Here is a 24,467-nt window from a genome sequence, read left to right on the forward strand (position 1 = left end):
TCCCCCCCTGTTGTTTCGGGGGTCAGCCCGGCAGCCGCAGAACGGCTTTGGCCAGAATGTTGCGCTGGATCTCATTGGAGCCGCCGAAGATCGCCGGGGCGCGCGAGTCGAGATAAAGGTTCATCGCATCGATCCCGATGTCACCGGCCTCAATATCGTCATTGAAGCGGGCTTCTTCCCCAAGGATTTCAAGCATTTCCTCAGTGATGCGCTGATAAAGCTCGGTGTTAAAGAGCTTCAGCACCGAGACATCGGCCCCGAGTTCACCCCCCTGGCGCAGCACGCGGGCAAAGCGCTCAAAGGCGGAGCCGAGGTCGTAGACATCAAGGCGCAGTTTTGCGAAGCGCGACACGAAAGCCGGGTCACTGAACGCGCCACGCGCTTCGGCCAGCGCCTGCAGACGCGCCAGCGCATATTCCGGCCGGGTCGGTGCGCCAAGGAAGATGCGCTCATGGCTCAGCACGGTTTTCGCCAGCGTCCAGCCCTTGTTCTCTTCACCCACGAGGGCTGAGACCGGAACGCGGACATTGTCGAAGAAGACTTCGCAGAAATCCGCCTCTTCGCGCAGGTTCGGGATCGGACGCACGGTCACGCCGGGCAGATCCAGCGGTGCCAGCAGCACTGAGATGCCCTGCTGGGGTTTTGCGGCCTCTTTGTCGGTGCGCACCAGCAGCAGGATCCAGTTGGCGCAATGCGCAAGCGTGGTCCAGATCTTCTGGCCGTTGATGATATAGTCATCGCCGTCACGCACGGCGGTGGTGCGCATTGAGGCCAGATCCGAGCCCGAGCCCGGCTCAGAATAACCCTGGCACCAGATATGCTCGCCCGAGAGGATCTTCGGCAGGAAGAACTGTTTCTGCTCTTCAGAGCCGTAGTGCAGCAGCAGCGGGCCGGTGAGGCCAATGCCGTGATCGGGAATGCGCGGGCAGCCGAGGCGCGCCCATTCTTCCACATAGATCATATGTTTGGCCGGGTTCAGACCCATGCCGCCATATTCCTGCGGCCAAAGCGGCGAGAGCCAGCCTTTGTCGGCCAGCGCCTGATACCAGACCTTCACCTCTTCATAAAGCGGGCGCTGTTTGCGCATGAAGCGCAGCTCAGCGGGGCAGTTCGCGTCAGCCCAGGTGCGGAAGATCTGCCGGAAGTCTTCATCCGGCATGGCGTTCCAGTCTTGCTGTGCCTCGGCCATTACACGTTGTCCTTGAACACGGGTTTGCGTTTTTCGAGGAAAGCCCGCATGGCCTCTTTCGAGTCCTCATGCTGCGTCATCTCATTGGTCAGGTTCTGCTCAAAGCGGTAGCCTTCGCGCAGCGGCATCGAGCGCACGGTGTTGATCGCGCGTTTCGCAAGGCTGATGGCCTTGGGGCTTTTCGAGGCGATGTTATTGGCGATATCCATCGCCGCCGGCAGGAGATCTTCCAGCGGCAGGCAGGCTTCAATGATGCCGCGGCGGTAAGCCTCTGAGGCGGGCAGGCGGTAACCGGTCAGGATCATGCGCCGTGCCAGCGAATGCGGGAAGAGCGACATGGTGTGGGCCGCACCGCCCATCAGACCGATATCGATTTCGGGCATGCAGAAGAAGGCGTTGTCGGAGGCGAGGATAATATCGGCATTGATGATCGGCGCCATGCCCACGCCCAGTGCCGGGCCGTTGACGGCGGCGATCACCGGCTTGTTCATCTCCATGACGGTATTGCCGACTTCGCGCATGCGGCGCATGTGGCGGGTCAGATTGCCCGCAACGCCGCTGACCGAGGTGCGCTGTTTGATATCGGCACCGGCCGAGAACATCTTTTCGCGGCCCGTGACCACGACGCAGCGCACATTGGTCGCCTCATAAAGCTCGTCGAAGACTTCGAGGAATTCTTCCGTAAAGGCCAGCGACCAGGCATTGACCGGCGGCGCATCCATTTTCACCAGAGCAACATGGTTCTCGATGGTGACTTTGATGAGTTCGTTTTTCATGGGGAGACCTTTCAGGCTGCGCGCTCAAGGGCGAGGAACTGCAGGCGCAGCGCCTCGGGCTGGCCGAGCGCGGAATTCAGGGCAACGGCGCGTTTCATGTAGTGGCCGATGTCGCATTCATCGGTGAAGCCCATGGCGCCATGCAGATGGATGGCGCGGCGGCCCACGGTGACCGCCGCATCGCCCGCACGGGCTTTGGCGGCGAGGATGGCAAGTTTTGCGGGAAGGGCATCGCCTTCGTCCTGGCGGTCACAGGCATTGACCACTGCCGAGCAGGCAAATTCCGCATCGGCCCACATATCGACCATACGGTGCTGCAGCGACTGGAAGGCCGCGATCGGCTTGCCGAACTGCACGCGCTCAGAGGTATAGGCGACGGCGATTTCCAGCGCTTTTGAGGCATTGCCCGCAAGCTCTGCGGCCAGCGCCAGGCGCGTGGCATCGAACGCCGCCTCGGCAAGGGTCAGGCCCTGGCGTGAGAGGATGCGGTCGGCGCTGATCTCAGCCTTATTCAGAACCACACGGCCAAGCTGCGACCCGTCAAGCGTCGGGCGCAGGGTGACGCTGGCCTGGGCGCGCGGCACGGCGGCCAGCAGCACCTCATCGCCTGAGGCCGCCAGCATCAGCAGTTCATCGGCGGAGTCTGCGGCATTGACGAAATGCGCCTCGCCGGAAAGCTGCAGACCATTGGCCGAGGGGGTCGCCGCCAGGGGCGAAAGCGCTCCGTCCGCGCCCTGAACCGCAGGGGAAACGATCAGCGAGCCGTCGATCAGCCCTTCAATCAGACGTGCACGGGTGGCGGTATCCTCGGATTTTGACAGAAGGGCGCCGGAAAAGACCGCCAGATGCGCCAGCGGCTCAGAGATCAGTTCGCGCCCAAGCGCTTCGCTGAGAACGGCCTGGGCGCGCGGACCAAGACCCGAGCCGCCCAGCTCTTCGGGGATGCTCAGCCCCAGCCAGCCCGCTTCCGCCATGGCCGACCAGAGGGCGCGGTCAAGATCGGCCCCCGCCGCCCGGCGCGCACGCATCCGGGTCGCACCGGGGAAGCCGGCCGCGAAACCGCTGACGCTGTCGCGCAAGAGGCCGAAGGTGCCGTCTTCATCATCAAAGATCATCTGGGGCATGGGAACTCCTGGGTCTTCGTCGGCGCGGCAGGGCAGGGCCTGCGACGCGAAAGGGAATGGGGAGGCAGCGGGGCCATGATCCGGCCCCGGCGCGGCGCTGTCCGGACCGCTCAGGCGGTGGGCAGCACGTGGTCGCGGAACTGTTCGCGCAGTTTCAGCTTTTGCACCTTGCCGGTGGCGGTATGGGGCAGGGCGTCGACGAAAACGACGTCATCGGGCAGCCACCAGCGCGCCACACGCTCGGAGAGATAGTCGAGGAGTGCCTTCGGCTCAGCCTCAGCGCCGGGCTTTTTCACCACCACCAGAAGCGGACGCTCCTGCCATTTGGGATGGGGCACGCCGATCACCGCAGCCTGTTGCACGGCCGCATGGCCCATGACCGCGTTTTCCAGATCGATCGAGGAGATCCATTCCCCGCCCGATTTGATCACATCTTTTGAGCGGTCGGTCAGGGTGACATAGCCCTCGGTGTCGATGCGGGCGACGTCGCCGGTGGGGAACCAGCCATCGGCATCCAGCTGCTCGCCGCCTTCACCGCCGAAATAGCCGCGGGTGATCCAGGGACCGCGCACCCAGAGATCGCCCGAACGTGCGCCGTCATGGGGCAGGGTTGCGCCCTCTTCGTCGGTGATCTTCAGCTCAACACCGTAAACCGCGCGGCCCTGACGGACCTTGATGTCGATCTGCTCCTCCTGGCTCAGAGCGGCATGTTTCGGCAGCAGATTGCCCACCGCCGCAACCGGGCTGGTTTCCGTCATGCCCCAGGCCTGAACGACGGGCACGCCGCCTTTCTCAAAGGTCTCAATCATGGCGCGCGGCGCGGCCGAGCCACCGATCATCAGCCGGGTGAAGGGCAGATCCGAGACTGAGAGGCCGGGGGTGTTTTCGATATATTGCAGCAGGCTCAGCCAGACGGTCGGCACGCCGAGGGTGAAGGTGCATGTCTCAGCAGTTGCCAGCTTATAGACGCTTTCACCATCGAGCTTCGGCCCCGGCAGCACCAGATTTGCGCCGCACATCGCCGAGGCATAGGGCATGCCCCACGCGTTGACGTGAAACAATGGCACCACCAGCAATGTGGTATCTGCCGACGAGAGCGCCAGCCCGTCCACGGTGCAGACCATGAAGGAATGCAGCACGCTTGAGCGGTGGCTGTAGAGCACGCCCTTGGGATTTCCGGTCGTGCCCGAGGTATAGCAAAGCGACGAGGCGGTGTTTTCATCAAAGACCGGCCAGTCAAAGACGCCTTCCTCAGCCGCAAGCAGCGTCTCATAGCAAAGCGCAGGACCTGCCTCTGCGGGCATATGCGCCTCATCGGTCAGCGCCACGAAATGACCCACGCCCGGCAGACGGTCGCGCAGATCGCCGACCAGTTTTGCAAAGGTGATGTCAAAGAGCAGCACCGTGCTGCCCGCGTGATTGACGATATAATCGATCTGTTCGGGGAAAAGGCGCGGGTTGACGGTATGCAGCACCGCCCCCATGCCCGAGACCGCGAAGTAAAGCTCGACATGGCGGTGGGTGTTCCAGGCCAGGGTCGCCACCCGGTCTCCCGGCTTCACGCCCAGTTTCTGCAGCGCCTGCGCCAGTTTGCGCGCACGCAGCGCCAGTGATTTCCAGGTGCTGCGCACCACAGGACCTTCGCAGGTCGCGCTGACGATTTCCGATCCGGGGTGATAGGTCTCTGCATGCTCAAGCAGTGATGAGATGAGCAGCGGACGATCCTGCATCAGGCCAAACATAGTTCCCTCCCACAGCGCCCGGTAACCCCTCCGTTCCCGGCGCCTGTACTGAATTGTTCAATCCGGCCGGGGGATTGTCAAAGCACAACGCATCCCGGAAGTTCTCATTCACAAATGTGAAGTATGAGGTTTTACAGATAGATAGCCGGATATCCGGATGGCGCAGATGCCTGATCTGCGGGGGGCTGCGCGCAGCAGAAAGCCCGCCGGCTCTGCCAGATCGGCGGGCCGGCGGCTTCGTCCTGCGACGGCCGGGTTACTCCGCCGCGAGGGCGCGGGCAGGCTCAAAGCGGAAGGCATGGAAGCCGTCTTTTGCCGCGTCTTCGCAGGCCTCGGCGTATTTCGCAAAGCCGCCGGTGAACATGGTCAGCCCCTGAGATTTGCCCTGCACATTGGCCCCGACATACCAGGTTTTCGCCTTCGACAGCAGCGTCCGCCCCGCTGCGGCGCGGATGGCCTCCATCCACGCGTCTTCGGCCTCCTGGCGCGGTTCCATGGCGGTCAGGCCGTTTTCATCCATATGCCGGATGGCGCGGGCGATCAGGGCCACGTCGTTTTCATTGATGCGGATGATATTGGCCAGCGCCGAAGGGCCGTTCGGTCCCACGGTCATGAAGAAGTTCGGGAAGCCTGCGACGGCGACGCCGAGGAAAGAGCGCGGCCCCTCCTGCCATTTGTCTTTCAGCCTCAGCCCGTCGCGGCCCTGCACATCAAAGGCCATCAGCGCGCCGGTCAGACCATCATAGCCGGTGGCGAAGATGATCATATCCAGTTCAACCTCACCCGATTCGAGGCGGATGCCCTTTTCGGTGATCTCAAGGATCGGGTCTTCCAGGCAGTCCATCAGATGGACGTTGGGCAGGTTGTAGGTCTCATAATAGCCGGTGTCGAGGCAGGCGCGGCGGGCAAAGACCGGATAGCCGCGCGGCTTCAGCTTTTCGGCGGTGACCGGATCTTTCACCACGTCGCTGATCTTTTCACGCAGGAAATCAGCAACATAGTCATTGGCTTCCTGGTTGGTCATCAGATCCGAGAAGGTGCCGAGGATGCAAAGCCCCCCCAGTTTCCATGCATCTTCCAGAAGCTGGCGGCGGGTTTGCGGCGTTACGGAATAGAAGGCGCGGCTTGATTGCGGGCGCAGGCCGCCCACGGTTGAGGCCCGGGCGGCGGCGCGCAGACCGGCATAGTTGCGCTTCACATCCGCAACATAATCCGCCGAAAGTTTCTGGTTGCGCATCGGCATGGTGAAGCTCGGCGTGCGCTGGAAGACGAAAAGCTCGCCCGCCTGACGCCCGACCTCCTGCACACATTGAATGCCGGTGGAGCCGACACCGATGATGCCCACGCGCTTGCCCGCATAGCTCACCGGCTCATGCGGCCAGGAACCGGAGAGGTAAGATTCGCCCTTAAAGCGGCCATAGCCTGCAATATCGGGGGTTTTCTGCACCGAAAGCGGGCCCGTCGCCATGACGCAATAGCGGGTGCGCAGCGTGTCGCCCTTATCGGTGCTGACATGCCAAAGCCCGCTGGCTTCATCCCAGCGGGCGCCGGTGATGCGGGTGTTGAAGCGGAAATGTTTGCGCAGATCGAGCCGGGTGGCGACGAAATCGATGTATTTCAGCAGTTCGGGCTGGGCGGCAAATTCCTCAGACCAGGTCCATTCCTGCTCAATCTCAGGGGCGAAAGAGAAGGAATAATCGATGCTCGGCAGATCGACCCTTGCGCCCGGATAGCGGTTCCAGAACCACACGCCGCCGAGGTCCGATCCCGCTTCAAAGCACTGAATGTTCAGTCCCATTTCGCGGAATGTATAGGTGGCGCACATGCCGCCGAAGCCACCGCCCACCACGATAACATCAAGCACATCTGCCGCGCCGCGCGGGCTGGCCTCCAGATCTTTCATGCGATCCTCCCGAGATCTTTGTGACAGTCGGGGGGACATGCGCCAAACGCACATCCTCACCCCGACACTCCCTGACCTCAGGTTTCGCCGATTGCGCGGGATCTTCCAGAGCGAATGCCTATCTGCATCATTCATTCACATATGTGAAAGAGGTTGGTTTCAGACCGCCTCCCCGCCCAGTCCTTCGTCGAGGCTGAAGCCATAGCGTTCATAGCCGCGGCGGAAATCGCGCATGTGGCGCGTCATCCAGAGCGCGGCTGCCGCGGCATCGGCGCAGGCCAGGGCATCAATGATTTCCCGGTGGGCCTGCAGCATCCGCGCGCGCGTCACCATGGGGTCGGCAGGGGCTTTCATCAGCCGCTCAAGCGCGGGGTAGAACAGGGCTGAGATCGGCTCGCGTGCCAGCAGCAGCGCTTTGTTGCCGCCGATCTCCGCGATGCGGCTGTGGAAGGCCACGTCATGCGCGGTGATGGTCTCGCCGCGCTCTGCGGCTATGGTCATCGCCTGGTGGATCTCTTCCAGGTCTTTGATATCTGAGGGTTTTGCCCGCAAAGCGGCGCCGGTCGCAGCCGCGGGTTCCAGCGCGAGAGAGACTTCCCAGAGTTCGCGAAAGCTGACGCGCTGCAGCATCAGGGCGCGGGTGGCGCGGGGGGCAAGCTCGGCGTGATGGGGGGTGCGCACGTAAAGCCGCCGTCCGGCCTCGCGCTGCACAAAGCCGCCTTCCTCCAGGATCCGCAGTCCTTCGCGCACGGTGTGGCGGGCCAGGCCGAACTGCGCGGAAAGCTCGGTTTCGGTTGGCAAAAGGGCACCAGGCGCGAGAGTGCCGTCGAGGATCCGCGCCTCAATCGTGTCGCAGACAATCCGGTAGGCCGGCAGGGCGGCGATCTTTTCAAACATGCACAGAGGCTCCCTCAGCCGGATGTTCCCATCCTATCACGGGGGCTGCGGCTGCGAAACTGCGCTTGTTGGACAATTGAACTTCCGCTAACGCTTGGGGCAATTCGCCGTTGCCCGGAGGGGGGTGGCGGCGCCATCACCGCTCGGGCGGGGGGAGAGCGCTGCGCGCCTGCGTGGCTGAGGGCGGTGTGTTTCCGCTGTAAAGGGCTCACCCTGCCGTCTGCAAACAGGGGGTATCCATGCCGGTTTCCAGTCAGATCGTGAACGACATCGGGTTGATCGTTTTTTCCAATCCGCCGCTTAATCCGATCTCCGCCACGGCGGGCATCCCTCAGGGAATAGCTGCCGAACTCGATGCTCTCGAAGCGCAGCCTGGCGTGAAGGCGATCGTTCTGGCCTCGGACGGGAAGATGTTTTCGGCGGGGGCGGATATCTCTGAGTTCGACCGCAATGCGGCTGAAGTGGGCGGGCCGATCCGGGCGCTGATTGCGCGGCTTGATGCCTGCCGTCTGCCGCTGGTGGCGGCCATCCAGGGCTCGGCGCTTGGCGGCGGGCTGGAGGTGGCGCTTGGCTGCGATTACCGCGTCGCGGCAAAGGACGCGCGTTTTGCGCTGCCGGAAGTGAGCCTCGGTCTGATCCCCGGCGCGGGTGGCACCCAGCGTCTGCCGCGTCTGGTGGGCGCGGTGCGCGGGCTGGAGTGGATTGCGGCGGGTCGCACCATCAGCGCAGCCGAGGCACTGGAGGCAGGTCTCGCCGATGCGCTGACCGGAGGGGATCTGCGGGCTGAGGCCCTGGCCTTTGCCGAAAGCCTTGCCGCAAAGGGCCGCCGCCGCCCGCGCGATCTGCCCCTGAACGATGAAGGTCTTGAGGAGGCCATCGCCGCGCTGCGGGCCAGACCGCAGAACCCCGGTCTGCGGCCTGCCGTTGAGGCGGCGATTGCCGCTGTCGCGGCCGGGCAGGGGCCTGATTTTGATCAGGCGCTGGCTGAGGAATACCGTCTCTTTGACGCGCTGCTGGTCTCAGAACCGGCGCGGGCTTTGCGCTATGCCTTTGGCGCGGAACGCGCCGTGGCGCGGGTGCCGGGGCTTGATCCGGCCCTGAGCGCCGCGCCGATTGCGCGGGTGGCGGTGATCGGCGCGGGGACTATGGGGATCGGCATTTCGCTGGCGATCGTGCAGGCAGGGCTGCAGGCCAGGGTCATCGACCTGAAGCCCGAAGCGCTGGAGCGGGCGCGGGCGCAGTCGGAAGCCACCATTCTGCGCAACCGAGACCGGGGCCGTGTGTCGGAAGCGGCGGCTGCGGCGCAGATCGCAGCCCTGAGCTACAGCAGCGATTTTGCCGATATCAAAGGCCATGACCTGGTGATCGAGGCGGTCTTTGAAGAGATGAGCGTGAAGGAGCAGGTCTTTAAAACGCTCGACCGTCTGGCCGATCCGGGCACCATTCTGGCCTCTAATACCTCAACCCTTGATGTCGATCAGATCGCGGCTTTCACGGCGCGGCCTGAGGATGTGGTGGGGCTGCATTTCTTCAGCCCGGCCAATCTGATGAAACTCCTGGAGGTGGTGCGCGGGGCAAAAACCTCGGCACAGACCCTGGCCACGGTGATGGGCTTTGCGCGTCAGATCCGCAAGGTGGGTGTGGTGGCCGGCGTCTGCGACGGCTTCATCGGCAACCGCATGTTTGAGGAATATCTCCGCCAGGCCTATCTGCTGCTGGAGGAGGGCGCTCTGCCCGCTCAGGTCGATGGCGCGATGGAGCGGTGGGGCATGGCCATGGGGCCTTTGCGCACCATGGATCTGGCCGGTCAGGACATCGGCTGGAACATCCGCAAACGCCGCGCTATTGAGCAGCCCGATCGCCCCTATTCGCGCATCCCCGATCTGATCTGCGAGAAGGGCTGGTTTGGTCAGAAGACCGGGCGCGGCTATTACATCTATGAGGGGGCCGGCGCAAAGCCGCAGACCGACCCGGAGGTCGAGGCGATGATCCTCGCAGAATCCGCCCGCCTCGGGCTGACCCGCCGCGAGATCAGCGATGAGGAAATCGTCGAACGCTGCCTCTATGCGCTGACCAATGAAGGTGCGCGTATCCTCGAAGAGGGGATCGCCGCGCGCCCGCTGGACATCGATACGGTCTGGATGAACGGCTACGGCTTCCCGCGCTTCCGGGGCGGGCCGATGTTTTACGCCGATCGGGTCGGGCTGCCGCAGGTCGCGGCGCGCATGGGGCAATTTGCCGAAGGCCATCACGGCTGGGCCTGGGAGGTTGCGCCGCTGATCTTGCGGCTGACGGCTGAGGGGCGCGGTTTTGCCGCGCTGAATGAGGCATCGAAATGACGGCGGCCGGGCTGTTTGATCTGACGGGCCAGGTGGCGATTGTCACCGGCGGCTCGCGTGGCATCGGGTTTCAGATGGCGCGTGCGCTTGGTCAGCAGGGGGCCAGCCTTGTGCTGACCGCGCGCAAAGCGGCGGAGCTGGATGCCGCACGCGCGGAACTTGCGGCCGAGGGCATCCGCGCGCTGACGCTTGTTTGCGATCAGTCCGATCCGGCAGCGGCGGGGGCGATCACCGAGGCCGCCCTGACCCTGACCGGGCGGATCGAGATCTTGGTGAACAATGCCGGCACCACCTGGGGCGCCCCGGCGGAGGACTATCCCGATGAGGGCTGGCGCAAGGTCATGGCGCTGAACCTCGATGCGGTCTTCACGCTCAGCCGCGAGGTGGCGCGCCGCGCCATGCTGCCTCAGGGCTACGGGCGGATTGTGAATATCGCCTCCGTGACGGGTCTGACGGGAAACCTGCTCTCCATGGAGGGGACGGTGGCCTATAATGCCTCAAAGGGCGGCGTGATCAGTCTGACCCGCGCCATGGCGGCGGAATGGGGCAGCCGGGGCGTGACGGTGAACGCGATCGCGCCCGGCTATTTCGTCTCAAAGATGACCAAAGGCACCGTCGATCAGCATGAGGCGGCGCTTCTGGCTCATACCCCGCGTGGCCGGCTTGGGGCAGAGCAGGATCTGGCCGGTCCGGTCCTGCTTTTCGCCTCCCGGGCTTCTGACCATATTACCGGGCAGACGCTTGCGGTGGACGGCGGCTATTCAGCGCTGTGAGGGGGATGTGATGGCTGTTTTTCCGCTGAAAAGTCTGAGCCTGCGGTCGCGCCTGACAGAGGGGGGGCAGATCCGCCTCAGCCTTGAGACCGAGGAGATCCGCGCCCCGGAGCGTGATGAGGTGGTGGTGCAGATGCAGGCCGCCCCGGTCAATCCGACCGATCTGAACCTGCTGCTGGCGGGCGGCGACCCGGCGCTGGCGGTTCCGGACGGCGATGCGATCAACATCCCGCTGCCCGAAGCGCTGGTAAAACTCCACCAGCGCCGATTGAACCTTTCCATTGCGCCGGGGCTGGAGGGGGCCGGGGTGGTGATTGCGGCGGGGCCGCAGTCGCAGGCCCTGGTCGGAGAGACGGCGGCGGTCTTTGGCGGCGCGGCCTTTGGTCAGCACCGTCTGGCCCGTCCGGAGGACTGTATCTTCCTTGGCGCGGGCTTTCCCGCCGCGGAGGCGGCTTCGAGCTTTGTGAACCCGATGACGGCGCTCTGCATGGTGGATACCATGCGCCGCTACGGCCATTCGGCCATGATCCACACCGCTGCGGCTTCAAGCCTTGGCCGGATGCTGGAGCGGCTTTGCGAAGAAGAGGGCATCCCCCTCATCAATATCCTGCGCTCCGCCGCCTCGCGCGATGCGCTGCTGGCTGAGGGGGTGCGCTATGCCCTCGACAGTTCGGCCCCGGATTTCCATCAGGCTCTGGCGGCTCTGGTCGCTGAGACCGATGCCACGCTTGCCTTTGATGCCATTGGCGGCGGCAGCCTTGCGGGGCGGATTCTGGCGGCGATGGAAGAGGTCTATGCCCCGCCGCCGGAGGCTTATGATATCTACGGCTCGCGCCGCCTGAAGCAGGTCTGCATCTACGGCGGGCTGACGCCGGGGCCGATTGAGATCCCGCGCGGCTTTGGCTCTGCCTGGAGTGTGAGCGGCTGGCTGATGATGAACCACCTGGCCACTCTGCCGCCTGAAAAGATTGCCGGTTTCCGCCGCCGCGTGCGCGACGGCATTCGCGGGGTGTTCCGCACCCGCTACGTCGAAGAGATTACGCTGCAGGATCTTCTCAACCCCGCGCGGCTTAGTGACATCCGCCGTCTTGCGGGCGGCCGGAAGGTGCTTTTGACGCTGTGAAAGCGGCTCCCCCGCCTTATGGGCCGGCGGGGGAGCGCTGATTTTACGGGGCGGAGGGTGTCACCCGCCATATCGCATTGGAGAGGTCATCTGCGATCAGAAGTGCGCCGCGGGGATCGACAGTGACCCCCACCGGACGCCCCCGGGCGCGGCCATCATCGGTCAGAAAGCCCATCACCACATCCACCGGATCGCCCGCAGGCTTCCCGCCGCTGAAAGGCACAAAGACCACCTTATAGCCGACCGGGTCTTTTCGGTTCCAGCTTCCGTGCATGCCCACAAAAGCCCCTTCAGCAAACTGGGGCCCCATCACCGGGTCCGAGAAATCGACGCCAAGGGCGGCCACATGGGCCCCGAGCGCATAATCAGGCGTCAGGGCGCTGGCCACTTTTTCGGGGTTTTCCGGCTTCGCGCGGCGGTCGATATTCTGGCCCCAATAGCTCCATGGCCAGCCGTAAAAGCCGCCGTCCTGAACAGAGGTCAGATAATCCGGCACCAGATCCGGGCCGATCTCATCGCGCTCATTCACCACGGCCCAGAGCGTTTCACTGCCCGGACGAAAGGTCAGCGCGGTGGGATTGCGCAGCCCCGTGGCATAGGGGCGGTGGCGACCGGTGGCGGTATCGATCTCCCAGACCATGGCGCGGTTTTCTTCCGCCATCATGCCGCGCTCGGTGATATTGCTGTTGGAGCCGATCCCCACATACAAAAACGAGCCGTCCGGGCTGATCGCCATGGCTTTCGTCCAGTGGTGATTGATTTCTGACGGCAGCAGGGTCAGCGTCTCAGGCGGGCCTGCGGCTTCGGTCTGGCCTTCGGTATAATCAAAGCGCACCACCGCATCCTGATTGGCGACCCAGATATTGCCCTCGGACCAGGCCAGCCCGTAGGGTGAGTTCAGATCCTCCGCAAAGACCGTCTGCAGCTCATAGGCGCCGTCGCCGTCGGCGTCGCGCAGCAGGGTCAGGCGGTCGCCGCCCGGCTCGGGGCTTTTGCCGAGGGATTTGATAAAGCCTGCGATCACATCTTTCGGGCGCAGCGCCGGAGCGCCCTGGCCCTTGCCCTCGGCGACCAGAAGATCGCCATTGGGCAGCACGAGGATCTGGCGCGGGATTTTCAGTCCGGTGGCAATGGCGCTGATGCTATAGCCCGGCGGCACCTGCGGCAGTGCCCCTTCCCATCCGGCCGGGCGGGGGATGGTCATCTGTGGCACCAGGCTTTGATGCGGGGCCGGCAGGGTCGGAGACGGGCCGGTCTGAGCGGTCTGTGCAAGGCCCGCGGTGCTGAGCGTGGCAAGCGTCGTCGTGAGGATGAGAAACCCGCGCATCAGAACGTCTCCCCATCGGAAAAGCCGCGCCAGCCAATCACCGACGCCACCAGCGCGAGCGCCGCCGAAATGGCCGACCACCAGATCGCATCCGGCATGATGCCCCAGGCATCCCGGGCGTGGATAAAGGCATTGTAAAGCCCGGTCCCCCAAGCGGCGAGCAGGATCAGCCCATACCAGAGCACGCGTCGCGCCCCGGGGGTGCCGCGCCGCAGGGCGTAGCTGATCAGCGCGGCCAGCAGAGCGAGGCCACCAAAGACCAGCCCCGCCGCATTGAGCCATTCGGCGAAATTGGACCATTGGATCTCATAGGTCCGGGCATAGCCGATATCGGCAATCAGCGTAGCCAGAAACAGCGGGAAAAAGAAGGCCAGCACCAGACTGTGGAGCGGATGCACAGAGCGTGGTCTTCGCGGCGAAACACGGGCTGAATACACCTCAGGGATCTCCTCTCTGGGCTCCATTCAGCACAAAGAACCGCACCGCAGAGCCGGGTTACACCACTCTTAACGGTTGAAAACCCGATAAGTTGCAGCCTTTTCCCTTTGGTGGCGGCGAGAGTTGCTTGCTGTGCTTTGGCAGGCGGCCCTGCAGGTGCCCCGCTGCTGAGCGCGTGGCGAAAGTCGTCGTAAAGCTTCGAATTTTATTAAAGTAACGAATTATAAACCTTTTGGCTGTCAGTCTCAGGCCTGAGGCACTCACTCCGCAGCGGTCTCAGGCAGGGCAGAGCAGGGGTCTGGCAGCTTTGGAAGAAACCGGGCTGCCAGACCTTTTTCACAGAGAAGGCAGGCCATGGCAGAGCGTTTTTTCCGTCTCTTATCCCCGTTTCTTTGTCTGACGCTTTCCGCCTGCGGGGGCGGCGGCGGAGGGGAGGGGGGGAGCGGCAGCCAGGGCTATGGCTCAGGGGGGCGTCAGCCTGTTGACCCCTTTGAGCAGCGCTTTCAGGAGATCTTTGCAATGGATCTCAGCACCGATATGCCCCAAAGCGGCCGCGCTTCTTACAGCGGACTGACCGAGACCGAACTGCATCGCGGTGCCAGTCCCGTGGGGCATCTGCGCGGTGAGATGGAGATGAGCGTGGATTTCGCGGCCGCCTCGTCCCGCGCTACAGAGCATCAGGCGCTGAGCGGCAGGATGCACAACTTCCGCGGCACGATCGATGGCTCAGAGGTGGTTTTCAGCGGAGAGCTGACCACCGCCGCGGCCCGCGATCAGGGCTTTGACAGCCGCGCGAGAGTGGCCGATCAGATTATCGCCCGGCCCGGGCGTCTGGGATCGCTGGTCGCGCATTTCGCGGGGGATCTGGCAACGGGGAAAAGCGGCGGACCTGTGCATCTTGAAGCCGCAGGCAACTTTCGCGGCCCCGGCGGTGCGGCGGCCAGCGGCACGCTCGGCGGGATCTGGACTGACCCGGCGGGGGTGGATCCGCTGACGGCGAACGGGCGGTTTGTGGTGGAGAGGGACTGAGCCGGCACCAGGCGGCGGGGCGAGACCGCGCCCTTTTCGAAGCCCCTGCACCTTTGGCAAAGCCTCACGGGCTTTCCATTCGCTGAGGGTGCTGCGTGATTTGCTGCGAGGGGGCCTTTCCGCAGTAAAGCGGCCTTCATGAAGCCGCCTGAAAGGCGCGCGGGATTTGGTCACGAATTCTTCACGAAACTGCTGCGCCCGCGTTACCTGCCCGGGTCACAAGGCTCTCAATCGCCCGGACGGCAAAGGCCGGGCTCTGATGAGGGGCTGTCATGCAATTCAATCGTCGCCAAATCTTCCCGCTCTTCGGTGGTGTTGCCGCCGGTGCGCTGATCCTGCCGCGCCGCCTGATGGCCGAGGGCAAGCGCCGCTCGCTGACCATCGCGGTGCAAAAGATCTCGAACAACAACACGCTCGACATCTGGCATGAGCAGTCGAACGTCGGTGAGCGCATTTTCTATCCCAATCTCTGGGAAGGCCTGATCGGCCGCAACTGGATGGGCAATCAGGGTCCGGTGCCCGAACTTGCCACCGAATGGAAGCGCATCGACGATAAGACCATCGAGCTGAAGCTGCGTCAGGGCGTGAAATTCCACAACGGCGATGAGATGACCGCCGAAGATGTGGCCTTCTCCTTCTCGGACGAGCGCGTTTTCGCAGGCACCGGCCCGGTCGGCGGCGAGACCATCTATGCCGAAAACTTCAAACCCAAGACCGACAAAGAGCTTCCGGCTTCGGTGCCCGGCACCGGCCGCCGCCTCTGGCCCGCACTGCGCGGGGTGGAGGTCATCGACCGCTATACCGTGCGCTTCCACAACGCGACGCCGGATGTGACCCTTGAGGGTCGTTTCTACGCCGCAGGCTCGCAGATCACCTCCAAACGCGCCTGGGATGAGGCTCCGACCTATGCCGAATGGGCGCGCAAACCGGTGACCACCGGGGCCTATAAGGTCGAAGACTATAAGCCCGATGTCTCGCTGACGCTGGTGGCGCATGATGAGCACTGGGCGGGCCGCCCGCCGCTCGAGCGCATCCGCTTTGTCGAAGTGCCCGAAGTGGCCAGCCGCGTGAACGGGCTTCTCTCGGGGGAATATGACTTCGCCTGCGACCTGCCGCCCGATCAGATCGCCACCATCGCCAATGCGCCGGGTCTTGAGGTGCAGTCCTCGACGATCTGGAACCACCGCGTCTCGGTCTTTAACGTGCAAAATGAGATCATGGCGAACCCGCTGGTGCGCCGCGCCATGACCCATGCCATTGATCGCAAAGCCATTGTTGACGCGCTTTGGGCCGGTCAGACGGAAGTGCCGAAGGGTCTGCAGTTTGACAGCTATGCGGCCTCCAACATGCTGATCGAAGACTGGGCCGTGCCGGAATATAACCCCGACCTCGCCCGCGATCTGCTGAAGCAGGCCGGCTACAAGGGCGATGCGATCCCCTATTTCCTGCTTAACAACTACTACACCAACCAGACCGCCACCGGCCAGGTCCTGACCGAGATGTGGCAGCAGGCGGGTCTGAACATCCAGATCCAGATGAAGGAAAACTGGTCGCAGATCTTTGCCGGCGAAGGTGAGCGCGGCGTGCGCGACTGGTCGGCCTCGAACCTGGTGAACGACCCGGTGACGCCGATGGTCAACCAGTTTGGCCCCAACGGCCAGGCGCAGCAGAACCATGAGTGGAAAAACGACGAGCTGAACAAGCTCTCAGTGCTGCTCGAGACCTCAACCGATCACGAGCTGCGCCGCAAATCCTTCCGCCGCATGCTGGAAATCGCTGAGCGTGAGGACCCGGTCTATACCGTGTTGCACCAGAACGCCGTCTTCACCGGCATGAAGTCGGAACTGAACTGGAAAGCGGCTCCGGCCTTCGCGATGGATTTCCGCCGCGGCAACTGGAACGCCTGAGCCCATGGGGCTTCGCGGGCGGCGCAGGGGCGCTGCCCGCAATTTTACGATGTAACGGAAAGGACGAGGGATGAGTTTCGTCTCCATCCGGGATCTGAAAGTCTCGTTCGACGGGGTGCGGGTGCTGCATGGCATCAACCTCGAGATCGCCCGCGGTGAGGCCCTTGGCCTAGTGGGCGAAAGCGGCTGCGGAAAATCCGTCACCTGGCTTGCGGCTCTGGGGCTGCTGCCGGGTAAAGCGCATGTGGAAGGCTCGGTCCGCTTTGAGGGCCAGGAGCTGATCGGCGCGCCGCGCCGCCGGCTTGAAGAGGTGCGCGGGGCGCGCATCGCGATGATTTTCCAGGACCCGTCGTCTTCGCTGAACCCGGTGCAGAAGGTGGGCCGTCAGATCGGCGAAAGCCTGAAGCTGCATCGGGGCCTGAGCGGATCGGCGGCGCGGGCAGAGGCGATCCGGCTGATGGATCTGGTGGGCATTCCATCCGCCGCGAGCCGCGTTGATCTTTATCCGCATGAGTTTTCCGGCGGTCAGTGCCAGCGCATCATGATCGCCATGGCGCTCGCCTCAGAGCCGGATCTGCTGATCGCAGATGAGCCGACCACTGCGCTTGATGCCACCATCCAGGCGCAGATCCTCGATCTTCTGGGGCGGCTGCGGCGTGAAATGAACATGGGGCTGGTCTTTATCAGCCACGATCTTGGCGCTGTGTCCGCCGTCTGCGACCGCGCGGCGGTGATGTATGCGGGCCGCATCGTGGAGAGCAACGACATCGCCTCGCTTTTTGAGGCGCCGCGCCATCCCTATACGGCGGGGCTTTTCCGCGCGATCCCGGAGCTGACCGGGCCGCGCAGTGATCTGCTGCCGATCCCCGGCACCGTGCCCGACCCGCGCGCGCTGCCGAAGGGCTGTGCCTTTGGCCCGCGCTGTGGCTCAGCCTCGGGGCTCTGCGGCTCTGAGCGGCCCGATCTTCTGCCGCAGCGGGCGGGCGGGCATCTGGCCTGTTTCCACCCCGTGGGCCAGGCGCAGACCCTGACCCCGCGTCTGGCGGAGATGGCGCAATGACGGTGCTTCTTCAGGCAAAGCGCCTTGTGCAGCAATATGAAACCGGGGGCGGGCTTTTCCGCACGGCCGCGAAAGTGCGGGCGGTGGACGGCATTGATCTGCAGATCCGGGCGGGCGAAATCCTTGGGATCGTTGGGGAATCCGGCTCCGGCAAATCAACGCTCGGCCGGATGCTGCTGGGGCTGGAGAGCCCCCATGAGGGCGAGGTGCTCTGGAAGGGCGCGGCATTGCCGAAGCTGCGCAGCCCGGAATGGCGCGCCCTGCGCCGCGAGATGCAGCTGATCTTCCAGGACCCGCTGGCGGCCCTTGACCGGCGCATGACCATCAAAGACCAGATCGCCGAACCTTTGCAGATCCACGGTCTTGCCAGCGGAGCCGCCCTTGAGGCGCGGGTGGCGGAACTGATGCGAAAGGTCGGGCTGCGCCCCGATCAGGGCGCGCGCTATCCCCATGAACTCTCCGGCGGGCAGCGCCAGCGGGTGGTGATCGCCCGCGCGCTTGCGATGAGCCCGAAGTTTCTGGTCTGCGATGAGCCGGTCTCGGCCCTTGATGTCTCGATCCAGGCGCAGGTGGTGAACCTGCTGCGCGATCTGCAGGCCTCTGAGGGGCTGACCATGGTCTTCATCAGCCATGATCTGAAAGTTGTGCGCAATCTCTGCGACCGGGTGGCGGTGATGTATCTGGGCCGCGTCGTTGAAGAAGGCCCCGCCGATGAGGTCTTCGCCGATCCGCGCCATCCCTATACCCAGGCACTGGTCTCCAGCGTGCCGCGGGCAGGGGTTGGCCTTTCCGACCGCATCCTGCTGCAGGGCGAGCCGCCGAACCCCGCCGCGCGCCCCAAAGGCTGCGCTTTTCACCCGCGCTGCGCCATGGCGGAGAGCCTGTGTTCCGGCGCGGTGCCCGAGCTTGCCCGCCACCGGGGCCGCATGACCGCCTGTCTGCGCCAGCAGGCCATCGCCCGGGCCGCGGCCTGAGAGGGACGAGATGACCATTTTTATTCTTCAACGTCTGATCCGCGCCATCCTCACCCTGGTGCTGGTGATGACCTTCGCCTTTCTGGTGCTGCGCCTGTCCGGTGATCCGGCGATCATCCTGCTCGGGCCCGATGCGCCGCAGGATGCCATTGAGGCCTTCCGCGCCCGCTGGGGTCTGAATGATCCTTTGTGGAAACAATACCTTGCCTATATCGCGCAGTTGTTTACCTTTGATTTTGGTGTCTCGATGCGCGACCAGGTTCCGGCGCTGGATCTGGTGCTCTCGCGCATCCCCGCCACGCTGAGCATCACGCTGCCGGCGATGCTGCTGAAGCTTGCGATCGGCATTCCGGCGGGGGTGCTTGCGGCGCTTTACCGCCAGTCGCTGATCGACCGCGGCGTGATCCTGATCTCGATCCTCGGCTTCACCATTCCGTCTTTCGTCATGGCGCTCCTGCTGGTGCTGATCTTTGCGGTGACGCTCGGCTGGCTGCCCTCAGGCGGGCAGGACACGATCTGGCATGCGATCCTGCCGATTGCGACGCTTTCAGTGGGGGGCATCGGAGTGATGGCGCGGTTTTCGCGCTCGGCCATGATTGAGGTCCTGGGCCAGCCCTATATCCGCACCGCCATGGCCAAGGGCCTCAGCTGGCGCGATGTGGTCTGGAAGCATGCTCTGCCCAATGCCTCGGTCCCGATTGTGACCCTTGTGGGCTTTATGATCGGCTCGCTGATCGCGGGGGCTGCGGTGGTGGAAAGCATCTTCTCCTGGCCGGGGGTGGGGCGTCTGATCGTCACCTCTGTGGCCAACCGGGATCTTGCGGTGGTGCAGGCGCTGCTGCTGGTGATCGCGGGTTCCATGATCCTCGCCAATCTTGCGGTCGATCTGGCCTATGGCCTGCTCGACCCCCGCCTGCGCAAAGCGCGCGCGGCGCATTGAGGTGCCTTCATGACTGATACTTCCCTCTCTCCTCAGGTCGCCGTGCGTAAGCCGGGCTGGCTGACGCGGCTGAACCGGCGGATGCCTTTGCTGATCGTCTTTGCCATGGCCTGGCTGGGCGCGATGGTCTTCACGGCGATCTTTGCGGATCTTCTGCGCCCCTATGAGATCACGAAAATGAATCTCTCGGCGCGGATGGCCCCGCCGCTGACGCCGGGGCATCTGCTCGGGACCGACGATCTGGGCCGCGATGTGCTCTCGCGTCTGCTGCAATCGGTGCGCGTATCGCTGGTGATTGCCTTTGGCGCCACGATCCTCTCGGCGGTCTTTGGCACCACGCTGGGCTTTCTTGCGGCGCGTTATCGCGGCGTCGTGGAAAACGCGGTCATGGCGCTGGCAGATTTTCAGGCAGCTCTGCCGTTTCTGATTATGTCTCTGGCGGTGCTGGCTTTCTTTGGCACCTCGATGACGCTGCTGGTCTGTCTGATGGGTTTTTACGGCTGGGAGCGCTATGCCCGCCTGGCCCGTGGCCTTGCGATTTCCGCCTCGGCGCAGGGCTATGCCGGCGCGGTGGTGCAGCTGGGCGCGGGGCCCATGCGGGTCTTTCTGCGCCACATCCTGCCCAATGTCGCCTCCACCCTGATCGTCTCGATGACGCTGACTTTCCCCGAGATCATCCTGATGGAATCCGGCCTCAGCTTCCTTGGCCTCGGCGTGCAGCCGCCGGAAACCTCGCTCGGCAATATGGTCGGCTTTGGCCGCGAATATCTGACCCGTGCGCCCTGGATCATGCTGGCCCCGTCAACGGTCATCGTTCTGACCACGCTTTCGATCTCGCTGCTGGGTGACTGGCTGCGCGACCGTCTCGACCCTGTTCTTCGCTGAAACGGAGTGACTATGTCACGTATCATGGCCCATCGCGGGGCCCGCAATCTCTGGGCAGAAAATTCGCTGTCCGGTTTCCGCAACACCCTGAAACACAGCTTTGAGGCCGTAGAGTTTGACGTCCATCTGACGGATGCAGGCGAACTGGTGGTGATCCATGACGCCACGCTCGAGCGCACCACCAATGGCACCGGCATGGTGCGGGATCTGACGCCTGAGGCGCGGCTTGGCCTTCGTCTGCGCGGGCCGGACGGGGCGCTGATCGACGAATGCCCCCCGACGCTGGAGGAAGTGCTGGCGCTGCTCGCCATCGACCCCGCGATTGAGCCCTGGGTTGAGCTGAAATCTGACGCTCAGAACCGTCCCTATCCCGGGCTGGTCGAAAAGGCGGCTGAGGCGATCCGGGCCGCAGGTCTGGCAGATCGCGCGGCGCTCCACAGTTTTGATCCGGGCGTCGTGCGGGAAATCCGCGCGATTGCGCCGGAGATGAAATCGCTGATTTCCGCAAATGAGCAAAGCGTTGCGCAATTCGGTGGCCTTACGGGGCTTTTCGATCAGATCGGCGATGAGGTCGATATCGTCGGCATCCACCACAGCCTTTTCGAGGCCGAATTTGAGATGATCCAAAGCCGCCGCGCGCTGTCGCGCTGCTCGGTCTGGACGATCAATGAGCCTGATCTGATGCGCCGCTGGATCGCGCGGGATGTGGGCTTCCTCGTCTCGGACAATCCGGTGCTGCTGCGTGAACTGATGACTGAAGAGGCCAAAGCATGACTGCGGTGAAGGCTGTTCTTTTCGACTGTGACGGTGTGCTTCTGGATACTGAGCCGCCGGGCTGTGCAGCGCTGGCGCAGGCGCTGACGGAGGCCGGCTGGCCGATGAAAACGGAGGAGGCGCGGCGGATCTTTTCGGGCAAAGCGGCCTCTGACACGCTGCTGTGGCTCGAAGCCGCGGGTCTGCCCGCCGCTGCGGTTTTCGCGCGCAGCGATGCGATCCTCTTTGACGGCTTCACCCGCCACATCCCCCTGATCGACGGCATTGAGGCAGTTCTGGCGGATTTTGATCTGCAGATGGCGGTCTGCTCGAATGCCTCCAAGAAGCGGTTGGATCTGTCGCTCTGCCGCACGCCGCTGGCCGCGCGGTTTGGCCGCCATATCTGGTCGGCCGATCACGTGACCAACCCCAAGCCCGCCCCGGATCTGGCGCTTCATGCCTGCCGCGAGTTTGGCATCGCCCCCGCGCAGGCGCTTTTTATCGACGACAATTACCACGGCATCCATTGCGCCAAAGCGGCGGGCTGTGTGGCGGTGGGCTTCATTGCCCCCTCAGACAGCCGCCCCGACCACGGGAAAACCCTGCGTGATGCGGGTGCCGATTATGTCGTCCACGGCATGGGCGAGTTTCACGCCCTGCTCGCTTCCCTGACCTTTGCTTCCGTTGAATGAAAGAGACTTCCATGAGCACGCTTCCCCTTCTTGGTGCCGCAATGACCGTCGCAGAGCTTGAGGGCCTGCAGGATTTCATCCTCTCGCGTGACCGCGATCTGGAACTGCAGGATTTCTGCGAACTCGGGGCTCTGGATGCGGACTGGAAACCGGCAGCAGAGCGCGCAAAGGCGCTGCTGCAGGGCTATAAGGGCCGTCTGGGCATTCACGGCCCCTTCTGGGGCTTCACCATCGCCAGCGGCGATGTTGAAATTCAAAAAGTGGTCACCCGCCGGATGCGGCAGGGCCTTGAGATCTGTGATTTTCTGGGCGCCACGCAGATGGTGATCCATTCGCCCTATCTGACCTGGGATTACAACAACCTCGACAACCATCCGGGCCGCAAAGCCTATCAGAATTTCCTCGATTACACCCATGCGACCCTCGATCCGGTCATCGCTTATGCTGAGAAGATCGGCGTGACCATGGTGGTCGAAAACATCATGGACAAAGACCCCGATATCCGCCGCATCCTGGTTGAGGATTTCAACACCAAAGCCCTGGCCGTTTCGATCGACACCGGGCACGCGCATTACGCCCATGGCTCGACCGGGGCGCCGCCGGTTGATTACTTCGTGCGCCGTGCGGGCAACAGCCTGCAGCATATCCACCTGCAGGACGCGGATGGCTATGCCGACCGCCACTGGAACATCGGTGAGGGCAATATCTCCTGGGCGGCAGTCTTCCGCGCCCTGGGGGAGCTGACCTCGAACCCGCGGCTGATCCTTGAGCTGCGCAACAAATCGGGCATCCTGCCCTCGGTTGACTGGCTGAAAGCCCGCGGTCTGGCTGAGTAACCTGTCGCGCTGAGCGAATGCGCCCCCCGCAGTCCGCTGCGGGGGGCCTTTTTGTCAGGCGCGGATTTCCGCGATGATCTGCCCGGCGGTCAGGCTCTCGCCCGCTGCGGCTTTTTGTGAAATCCGGCCTGAGGTTTCTGCGACCAGTCGGGTTTCGGCTTTCATGGCCTCAATGACCGCGATGGGCTGGCCTTCGCTGACCTCCTCTCCCTCTGCCACCAGCCAGCTTTGCAGCAGGCAGGGCATCGGCACGCGCTGGCCTGCGGGCGAGGCCTCTGCCGTGGTGACCCGCGCGGCCCCCCCCGAGAGAAGATGCGCGGGCAGGCCAAAGCTGTGGCGCTTGCCGTCGATCTCAATAAAGCCGCGCACCAGCCCCTCTTCTGCCGGTGCGGCGCGGGGGGCGGGCGGCAGGGCGGGGAATTCGCTTTCAATCCAGTTGGTATAAACCGAAAAACGTCCGTCCTTGGCCGTGAACGCCGGATCGCTGATCACGGCGCGGTGGAAGGGCAGCACGCTGGCCAGCCCCTCAATCTCAAATTCCGCCAGCGCACGGGCGGCGCGGGCCAGGGCTTCTTCGCGGTTGCGGCCATGAATGATCAGCTTGGCCATCAGGCTGTCATAGATCGGCGGCACGCTGGAGCCGCTTTCGACCCCGCTGTCGAGACGCACCCCCGGGCCCGAGGGCGGCGCAAAGCGAGTGATCCGCCCCGGTGAGGGCAGAAAGCCGCGCCCCGGATCTTCGGCATTGATGCGGAACTCAAAGGCATGGCCGATCGGTGCGGGCGTTTTTGTGACCGAAAGCGGCAGGCCGTCGGCGATGCGCAGTTGCTCAAGGACGATGTCGATGCCGGTGGTGACTTCGGTGATCGGATGTTCCACCTGCAGGCGGGTGTTCACCTCAAGGAAAGAGATCACCCCGCTTTCCGAGAGCAGAAATTCCACCGTTCCCGCGCCCTGATAGCCCGCTTTGGCGCAGATGGCGCGGGCCGCCTCATGGATGCGGTCGCGCTGCGCGTCGCTCAGGAAGGGGGCGGGGGCTTCTTCCACGAGTTTCTGGTTGCGCCTTTGTAGCGAGCAGTCGCGGGTGCCAAGCACCACCACGCTGCCGTGACTGTCGGCCAGAACCTGGGCCTCCACATGGCGCGGGCGGTTCAGGAACTGCTCGCCGTAGCATTCGCCGCGCCCGAAAGCCTCCACCGCCTCGCGGGTGGCAGAGGCCCAGGCCTCGGCCACGTCCTCCAGCCGGTGCACCACCTTCATCCCGCGCCCGCCGCCGCCGAAGGCAGCTTTGATGGCGATGGGAAGCCCGGCCTGACGGGCGAAATTCACCGCTGCCTCAGCGCTCTCCAGGGGTCCGTCAGAGCCTTTGACCAGCGGTGCGCCGACGCTTTCCGCAATGCGGCGCGCTTCGATCTTATCGCCCAGAGCGCGGATGACATCCGGCCCGGGGCCGACCCAGGTGAGGCCGGCGGCAAGAACAGCTTCGGCAAATTCGGCCCGCTCGGACAGAAATCCATAGCCCGGGTGCACCGCATCAGCGCCGCTTCTGGCCGCGACCTCAAGGATCTTTTCGATGTTGAGATAGGTCTCAGAGGCGCGGCCCGCGCCCAGCGACCAGGCTTCATCGGCGGCGCGCAGGTAAAGCGCATCGACATCGGCCTCGGCGTAAAGCGCCACGGTGGCCACGCCGTAATCGCGTGCGGCGCGGATGATGCGCAGGGCGATCTCACCGCGGTTGGCGATCAGAAGTTTTTTCATGG

21 protein-coding genes are annotated in these 24,467 nt (G+C 64.0%); 12 read left to right on the forward strand and 9 right to left on the reverse strand.

The window, feature by feature from the left end; translation table 11 throughout:
- Positions 1 to 22: 22 nt before the first annotated feature.
- From EP867_RS09020 to EP867_RS09045, 6 genes are all read right to left on the reverse strand, one after another.
- Positions 23 to 1,189, reverse strand: a complete 1,167-nt coding sequence (locus EP867_RS09020) for an acyl-CoA dehydrogenase family protein (RefSeq protein ID WP_128488331.1) — start codon at positions 1,187 to 1,189, stop codon at positions 23 to 25.
- A complete protein-coding gene (locus EP867_RS09025) occupies positions 1,189 to 1,965 on the reverse strand; it encodes an enoyl-CoA hydratase/isomerase family protein (RefSeq protein WP_128488333.1) in 777 nt (258 codons plus the stop codon). The genes EP867_RS09020 and EP867_RS09025 overlap by 1 nt, the downstream gene beginning before the upstream one ends.
- An 11-nt stretch (positions 1,966 to 1,976) precedes the next feature.
- Positions 1,977 to 3,089 (reverse strand): acyl-CoA dehydrogenase family protein, encoded by a 1,113-nt coding sequence (locus EP867_RS09030; RefSeq protein WP_128488335.1) that lies wholly within the window; start codon positions 3,087 to 3,089, stop codon positions 1,977 to 1,979.
- 110 nt (positions 3,090 to 3,199) lie between these two features.
- Positions 3,200 to 4,831: a long-chain-fatty-acid--CoA ligase gene (locus EP867_RS09035; RefSeq protein ID WP_128488337.1), complete on the reverse strand. Its 1,632-nt coding sequence runs from the start codon at positions 4,829 to 4,831 to the stop codon at positions 3,200 to 3,202.
- Between the two features lie 256 nt (positions 4,832 to 5,087).
- Entirely contained in the window at positions 5,088 to 6,734 is a 1,647-nt protein-coding gene (locus EP867_RS09040) for a flavin-containing monooxygenase (RefSeq protein ID WP_128488339.1), read from the reverse strand.
- A 159-nt stretch (positions 6,735 to 6,893) separates the two neighbouring features.
- Complete coding sequence (locus tag EP867_RS09045; RefSeq protein WP_128488341.1) at positions 6,894 to 7,631, reverse strand: FadR/GntR family transcriptional regulator; 738 nt, start codon at positions 7,629 to 7,631, stop codon at positions 6,894 to 6,896.
- A 239-nt stretch (positions 7,632 to 7,870) separates the two neighbouring features.
- Here EP867_RS09045 and EP867_RS09050 point away from each other — a divergent pair, with 239 nt between their 5' ends.
- Genes EP867_RS09050 through EP867_RS09060 form a run of 3 tightly spaced genes read left to right on the forward strand, consistent with a single transcriptional unit; the run spans position 7,871 to position 11,866 of the window.
- Positions 7,871 to 9,970: a 3-hydroxyacyl-CoA dehydrogenase NAD-binding domain-containing protein gene (locus EP867_RS09050; RefSeq protein ID WP_128488343.1), complete on the forward strand. Its 2,100-nt coding sequence runs from the start codon at positions 7,871 to 7,873 to the stop codon at positions 9,968 to 9,970.
- On the forward strand, positions 9,967 to 10,743 hold the full coding sequence (locus EP867_RS09055; protein WP_128488345.1) for an SDR family oxidoreductase: 777 nt from the start codon (positions 9,967 to 9,969) through the stop codon (positions 10,741 to 10,743). Before EP867_RS09050 ends, EP867_RS09055 begins: the two co-directional genes overlap by 4 nt.
- Before the next feature lie 10 nt (positions 10,744 to 10,753).
- Positions 10,754 to 11,866, forward strand: coding sequence for an MDR/zinc-dependent alcohol dehydrogenase-like family protein (locus EP867_RS09060; RefSeq protein ID WP_128488347.1), 1,113 nt, complete (start codon positions 10,754 to 10,756; stop codon positions 11,864 to 11,866).
- Between the two features lie 43 nt (positions 11,867 to 11,909).
- On the opposite strand, the gene EP867_RS09065 is transcribed toward EP867_RS09060, so the two are convergent.
- The gene (locus tag EP867_RS09065; RefSeq protein ID WP_128488349.1) at positions 11,910 to 13,193 is read right to left on the reverse strand and encodes a PQQ-dependent sugar dehydrogenase; all 1,284 of its coding nucleotides are present in this window, start codon (positions 13,191 to 13,193) and stop codon (positions 11,910 to 11,912) included.
- Positions 13,193 to 13,630, reverse strand: coding sequence for a DUF2231 domain-containing protein (locus tag EP867_RS09070; protein ID WP_206616316.1), 438 nt, complete (start codon positions 13,628 to 13,630; stop codon positions 13,193 to 13,195). Before EP867_RS09070 ends, EP867_RS09065 begins: the two co-directional genes overlap by 1 nt.
- A gap of 520 nt (positions 13,631 to 14,150) precedes the next feature.
- Between EP867_RS09070 and EP867_RS09075 the strand changes: the two genes are divergently transcribed.
- From EP867_RS09075 to EP867_RS09115, 9 genes are all read left to right on the forward strand, one after another.
- A complete protein-coding gene (locus EP867_RS09075) occupies positions 14,151 to 14,660 on the forward strand; it encodes a hypothetical protein (protein ID WP_128488351.1) in 510 nt (169 codons plus the stop codon).
- Positions 14,661 to 14,932: 272 nt separating this feature from the next.
- Positions 14,933 to 16,567 (forward strand): ABC transporter substrate-binding protein, encoded by a 1,635-nt coding sequence (locus EP867_RS09080; RefSeq protein ID WP_128488353.1) that lies wholly within the window; start codon positions 14,933 to 14,935, stop codon positions 16,565 to 16,567.
- Between the two features lie 70 nt (positions 16,568 to 16,637).
- Complete coding sequence (locus tag EP867_RS09085) at positions 16,638 to 17,627, forward strand: ABC transporter ATP-binding protein (RefSeq protein WP_128488355.1); 990 nt, start codon at positions 16,638 to 16,640, stop codon at positions 17,625 to 17,627.
- The gene (locus EP867_RS09090; protein ID WP_128488357.1) at positions 17,624 to 18,601 is read left to right on the forward strand and encodes an ABC transporter ATP-binding protein; all 978 of its coding nucleotides are present in this window, start codon (positions 17,624 to 17,626) and stop codon (positions 18,599 to 18,601) included. Before EP867_RS09085 ends, EP867_RS09090 begins: the two co-directional genes overlap by 4 nt.
- Positions 18,602 to 18,611: 10 nt before the next feature.
- A complete protein-coding gene (locus EP867_RS09095) occupies positions 18,612 to 19,541 on the forward strand; it encodes an ABC transporter permease (protein WP_128488359.1) in 930 nt (309 codons plus the stop codon).
- Between the two features lie 9 nt (positions 19,542 to 19,550).
- Positions 19,551 to 20,426 carry an ABC transporter permease gene (locus EP867_RS09100; RefSeq protein ID WP_128488361.1) on the forward strand — a complete coding sequence of 292 codons (876 nt, stop codon included), beginning with the start codon at positions 19,551 to 19,553 and terminating at the stop codon, positions 20,424 to 20,426.
- A gap of 12 nt (positions 20,427 to 20,438) precedes the next feature.
- Positions 20,439 to 21,200 carry a glycerophosphodiester phosphodiesterase family protein gene (locus EP867_RS09105; protein ID WP_128488363.1) on the forward strand — a complete coding sequence of 254 codons (762 nt, stop codon included), beginning with the start codon at positions 20,439 to 20,441 and terminating at the stop codon, positions 21,198 to 21,200.
- Complete coding sequence (locus EP867_RS09110) at positions 21,197 to 21,871, forward strand: HAD family hydrolase (protein ID WP_128488365.1); 675 nt, start codon at positions 21,197 to 21,199, stop codon at positions 21,869 to 21,871. Before EP867_RS09105 ends, EP867_RS09110 begins: the two co-directional genes overlap by 4 nt.
- Before the next feature lie 11 nt (positions 21,872 to 21,882).
- Positions 21,883 to 22,707 carry a sugar phosphate isomerase/epimerase family protein gene (locus EP867_RS09115; protein WP_128488367.1) on the forward strand — a complete coding sequence of 275 codons (825 nt, stop codon included), beginning with the start codon at positions 21,883 to 21,885 and terminating at the stop codon, positions 22,705 to 22,707.
- 54 nt (positions 22,708 to 22,761) lie between these two features.
- On the opposite strand, the gene EP867_RS09120 is transcribed toward EP867_RS09115, so the two are convergent.
- Positions 22,762 to 24,465, reverse strand: coding sequence for an acetyl/propionyl/methylcrotonyl-CoA carboxylase subunit alpha (locus EP867_RS09120; RefSeq protein WP_128488369.1), 1,704 nt, complete (start codon positions 24,463 to 24,465; stop codon positions 22,762 to 22,764).
- Positions 24,466 to 24,467 lie beyond the last annotated feature (2 nt).

Origin of the sequence: Falsigemmobacter intermedius, assembly GCF_004054105.1 — a bacterium.
GTDB classification, from domain to species: domain Bacteria; phylum Pseudomonadota; class Alphaproteobacteria; order Rhodobacterales; family Rhodobacteraceae; genus Wagnerdoeblera; species Wagnerdoeblera intermedia.

Excerpts from the sequence above, each read along its gene's own strand:
- EP867_RS09020 (WP_128488331.1), bottom strand. The coding sequence starts at position 1,189 with ATGGCCGAGGCACAGCAAGACTGGAACGCCATGCCGGATGAAGACTTC.
- EP867_RS09025 (WP_128488333.1), bottom strand. The coding sequence starts at position 1,965 with ATGAAAAACGAACTCATCAAAGTCACCATCGAGAACCATGTTGCTCTG.
- EP867_RS09030 (WP_128488335.1), bottom strand. The coding sequence starts at position 3,089 with ATGCCCCAGATGATCTTTGATGATGAAGACGGCACCTTCGGCCTCTTG.
- EP867_RS09035 (WP_128488337.1), bottom strand. The coding sequence starts at position 4,831 with ATGTTTGGCCTGATGCAGGATCGTCCGCTGCTCATCTCATCACTGCTT.
- EP867_RS09040 (WP_128488339.1), bottom strand. The coding sequence starts at position 6,734 with ATGAAAGATCTGGAGGCCAGCCCGCGCGGCGCGGCAGATGTGCTTGAT.
- EP867_RS09045 (WP_128488341.1), bottom strand. The coding sequence starts at position 7,631 with ATGTTTGAAAAGATCGCCGCCCTGCCGGCCTACCGGATTGTCTGCGAC.
- EP867_RS09050 (WP_128488343.1), top strand. The coding sequence starts at position 7,871 with ATGCCGGTTTCCAGTCAGATCGTGAACGACATCGGGTTGATCGTTTTT.
- EP867_RS09055 (WP_128488345.1), top strand. The coding sequence starts at position 9,967 with ATGACGGCGGCCGGGCTGTTTGATCTGACGGGCCAGGTGGCGATTGTC.
- EP867_RS09060 (WP_128488347.1), top strand. The coding sequence starts at position 10,754 with ATGGCTGTTTTTCCGCTGAAAAGTCTGAGCCTGCGGTCGCGCCTGACA.
- EP867_RS09065 (WP_128488349.1), bottom strand. The coding sequence starts at position 13,193 with ATGCGCGGGTTTCTCATCCTCACGACGACGCTTGCCACGCTCAGCACC.
- EP867_RS09075 (WP_128488351.1), top strand. The coding sequence starts at position 14,151 with ATGGATCTCAGCACCGATATGCCCCAAAGCGGCCGCGCTTCTTACAGC.
- EP867_RS09080 (WP_128488353.1), top strand. The coding sequence starts at position 14,933 with ATGCAATTCAATCGTCGCCAAATCTTCCCGCTCTTCGGTGGTGTTGCC.
- EP867_RS09085 (WP_128488355.1), top strand. The coding sequence starts at position 16,638 with ATGAGTTTCGTCTCCATCCGGGATCTGAAAGTCTCGTTCGACGGGGTG.
- EP867_RS09090 (WP_128488357.1), top strand. The coding sequence starts at position 17,624 with ATGACGGTGCTTCTTCAGGCAAAGCGCCTTGTGCAGCAATATGAAACC.
- EP867_RS09095 (WP_128488359.1), top strand. The coding sequence starts at position 18,612 with ATGACCATTTTTATTCTTCAACGTCTGATCCGCGCCATCCTCACCCTG.
- EP867_RS09100 (WP_128488361.1), top strand. The coding sequence starts at position 19,551 with ATGACTGATACTTCCCTCTCTCCTCAGGTCGCCGTGCGTAAGCCGGGC.
- EP867_RS09105 (WP_128488363.1), top strand. The coding sequence starts at position 20,439 with ATGTCACGTATCATGGCCCATCGCGGGGCCCGCAATCTCTGGGCAGAA.
- EP867_RS09110 (WP_128488365.1), top strand. The coding sequence starts at position 21,197 with ATGACTGCGGTGAAGGCTGTTCTTTTCGACTGTGACGGTGTGCTTCTG.
- EP867_RS09115 (WP_128488367.1), top strand. The coding sequence starts at position 21,883 with ATGAGCACGCTTCCCCTTCTTGGTGCCGCAATGACCGTCGCAGAGCTT.
- EP867_RS09120 (WP_128488369.1), bottom strand. The coding sequence starts at position 24,465 with ATGAAAAAACTTCTGATCGCCAACCGCGGTGAGATCGCCCTGCGCATC.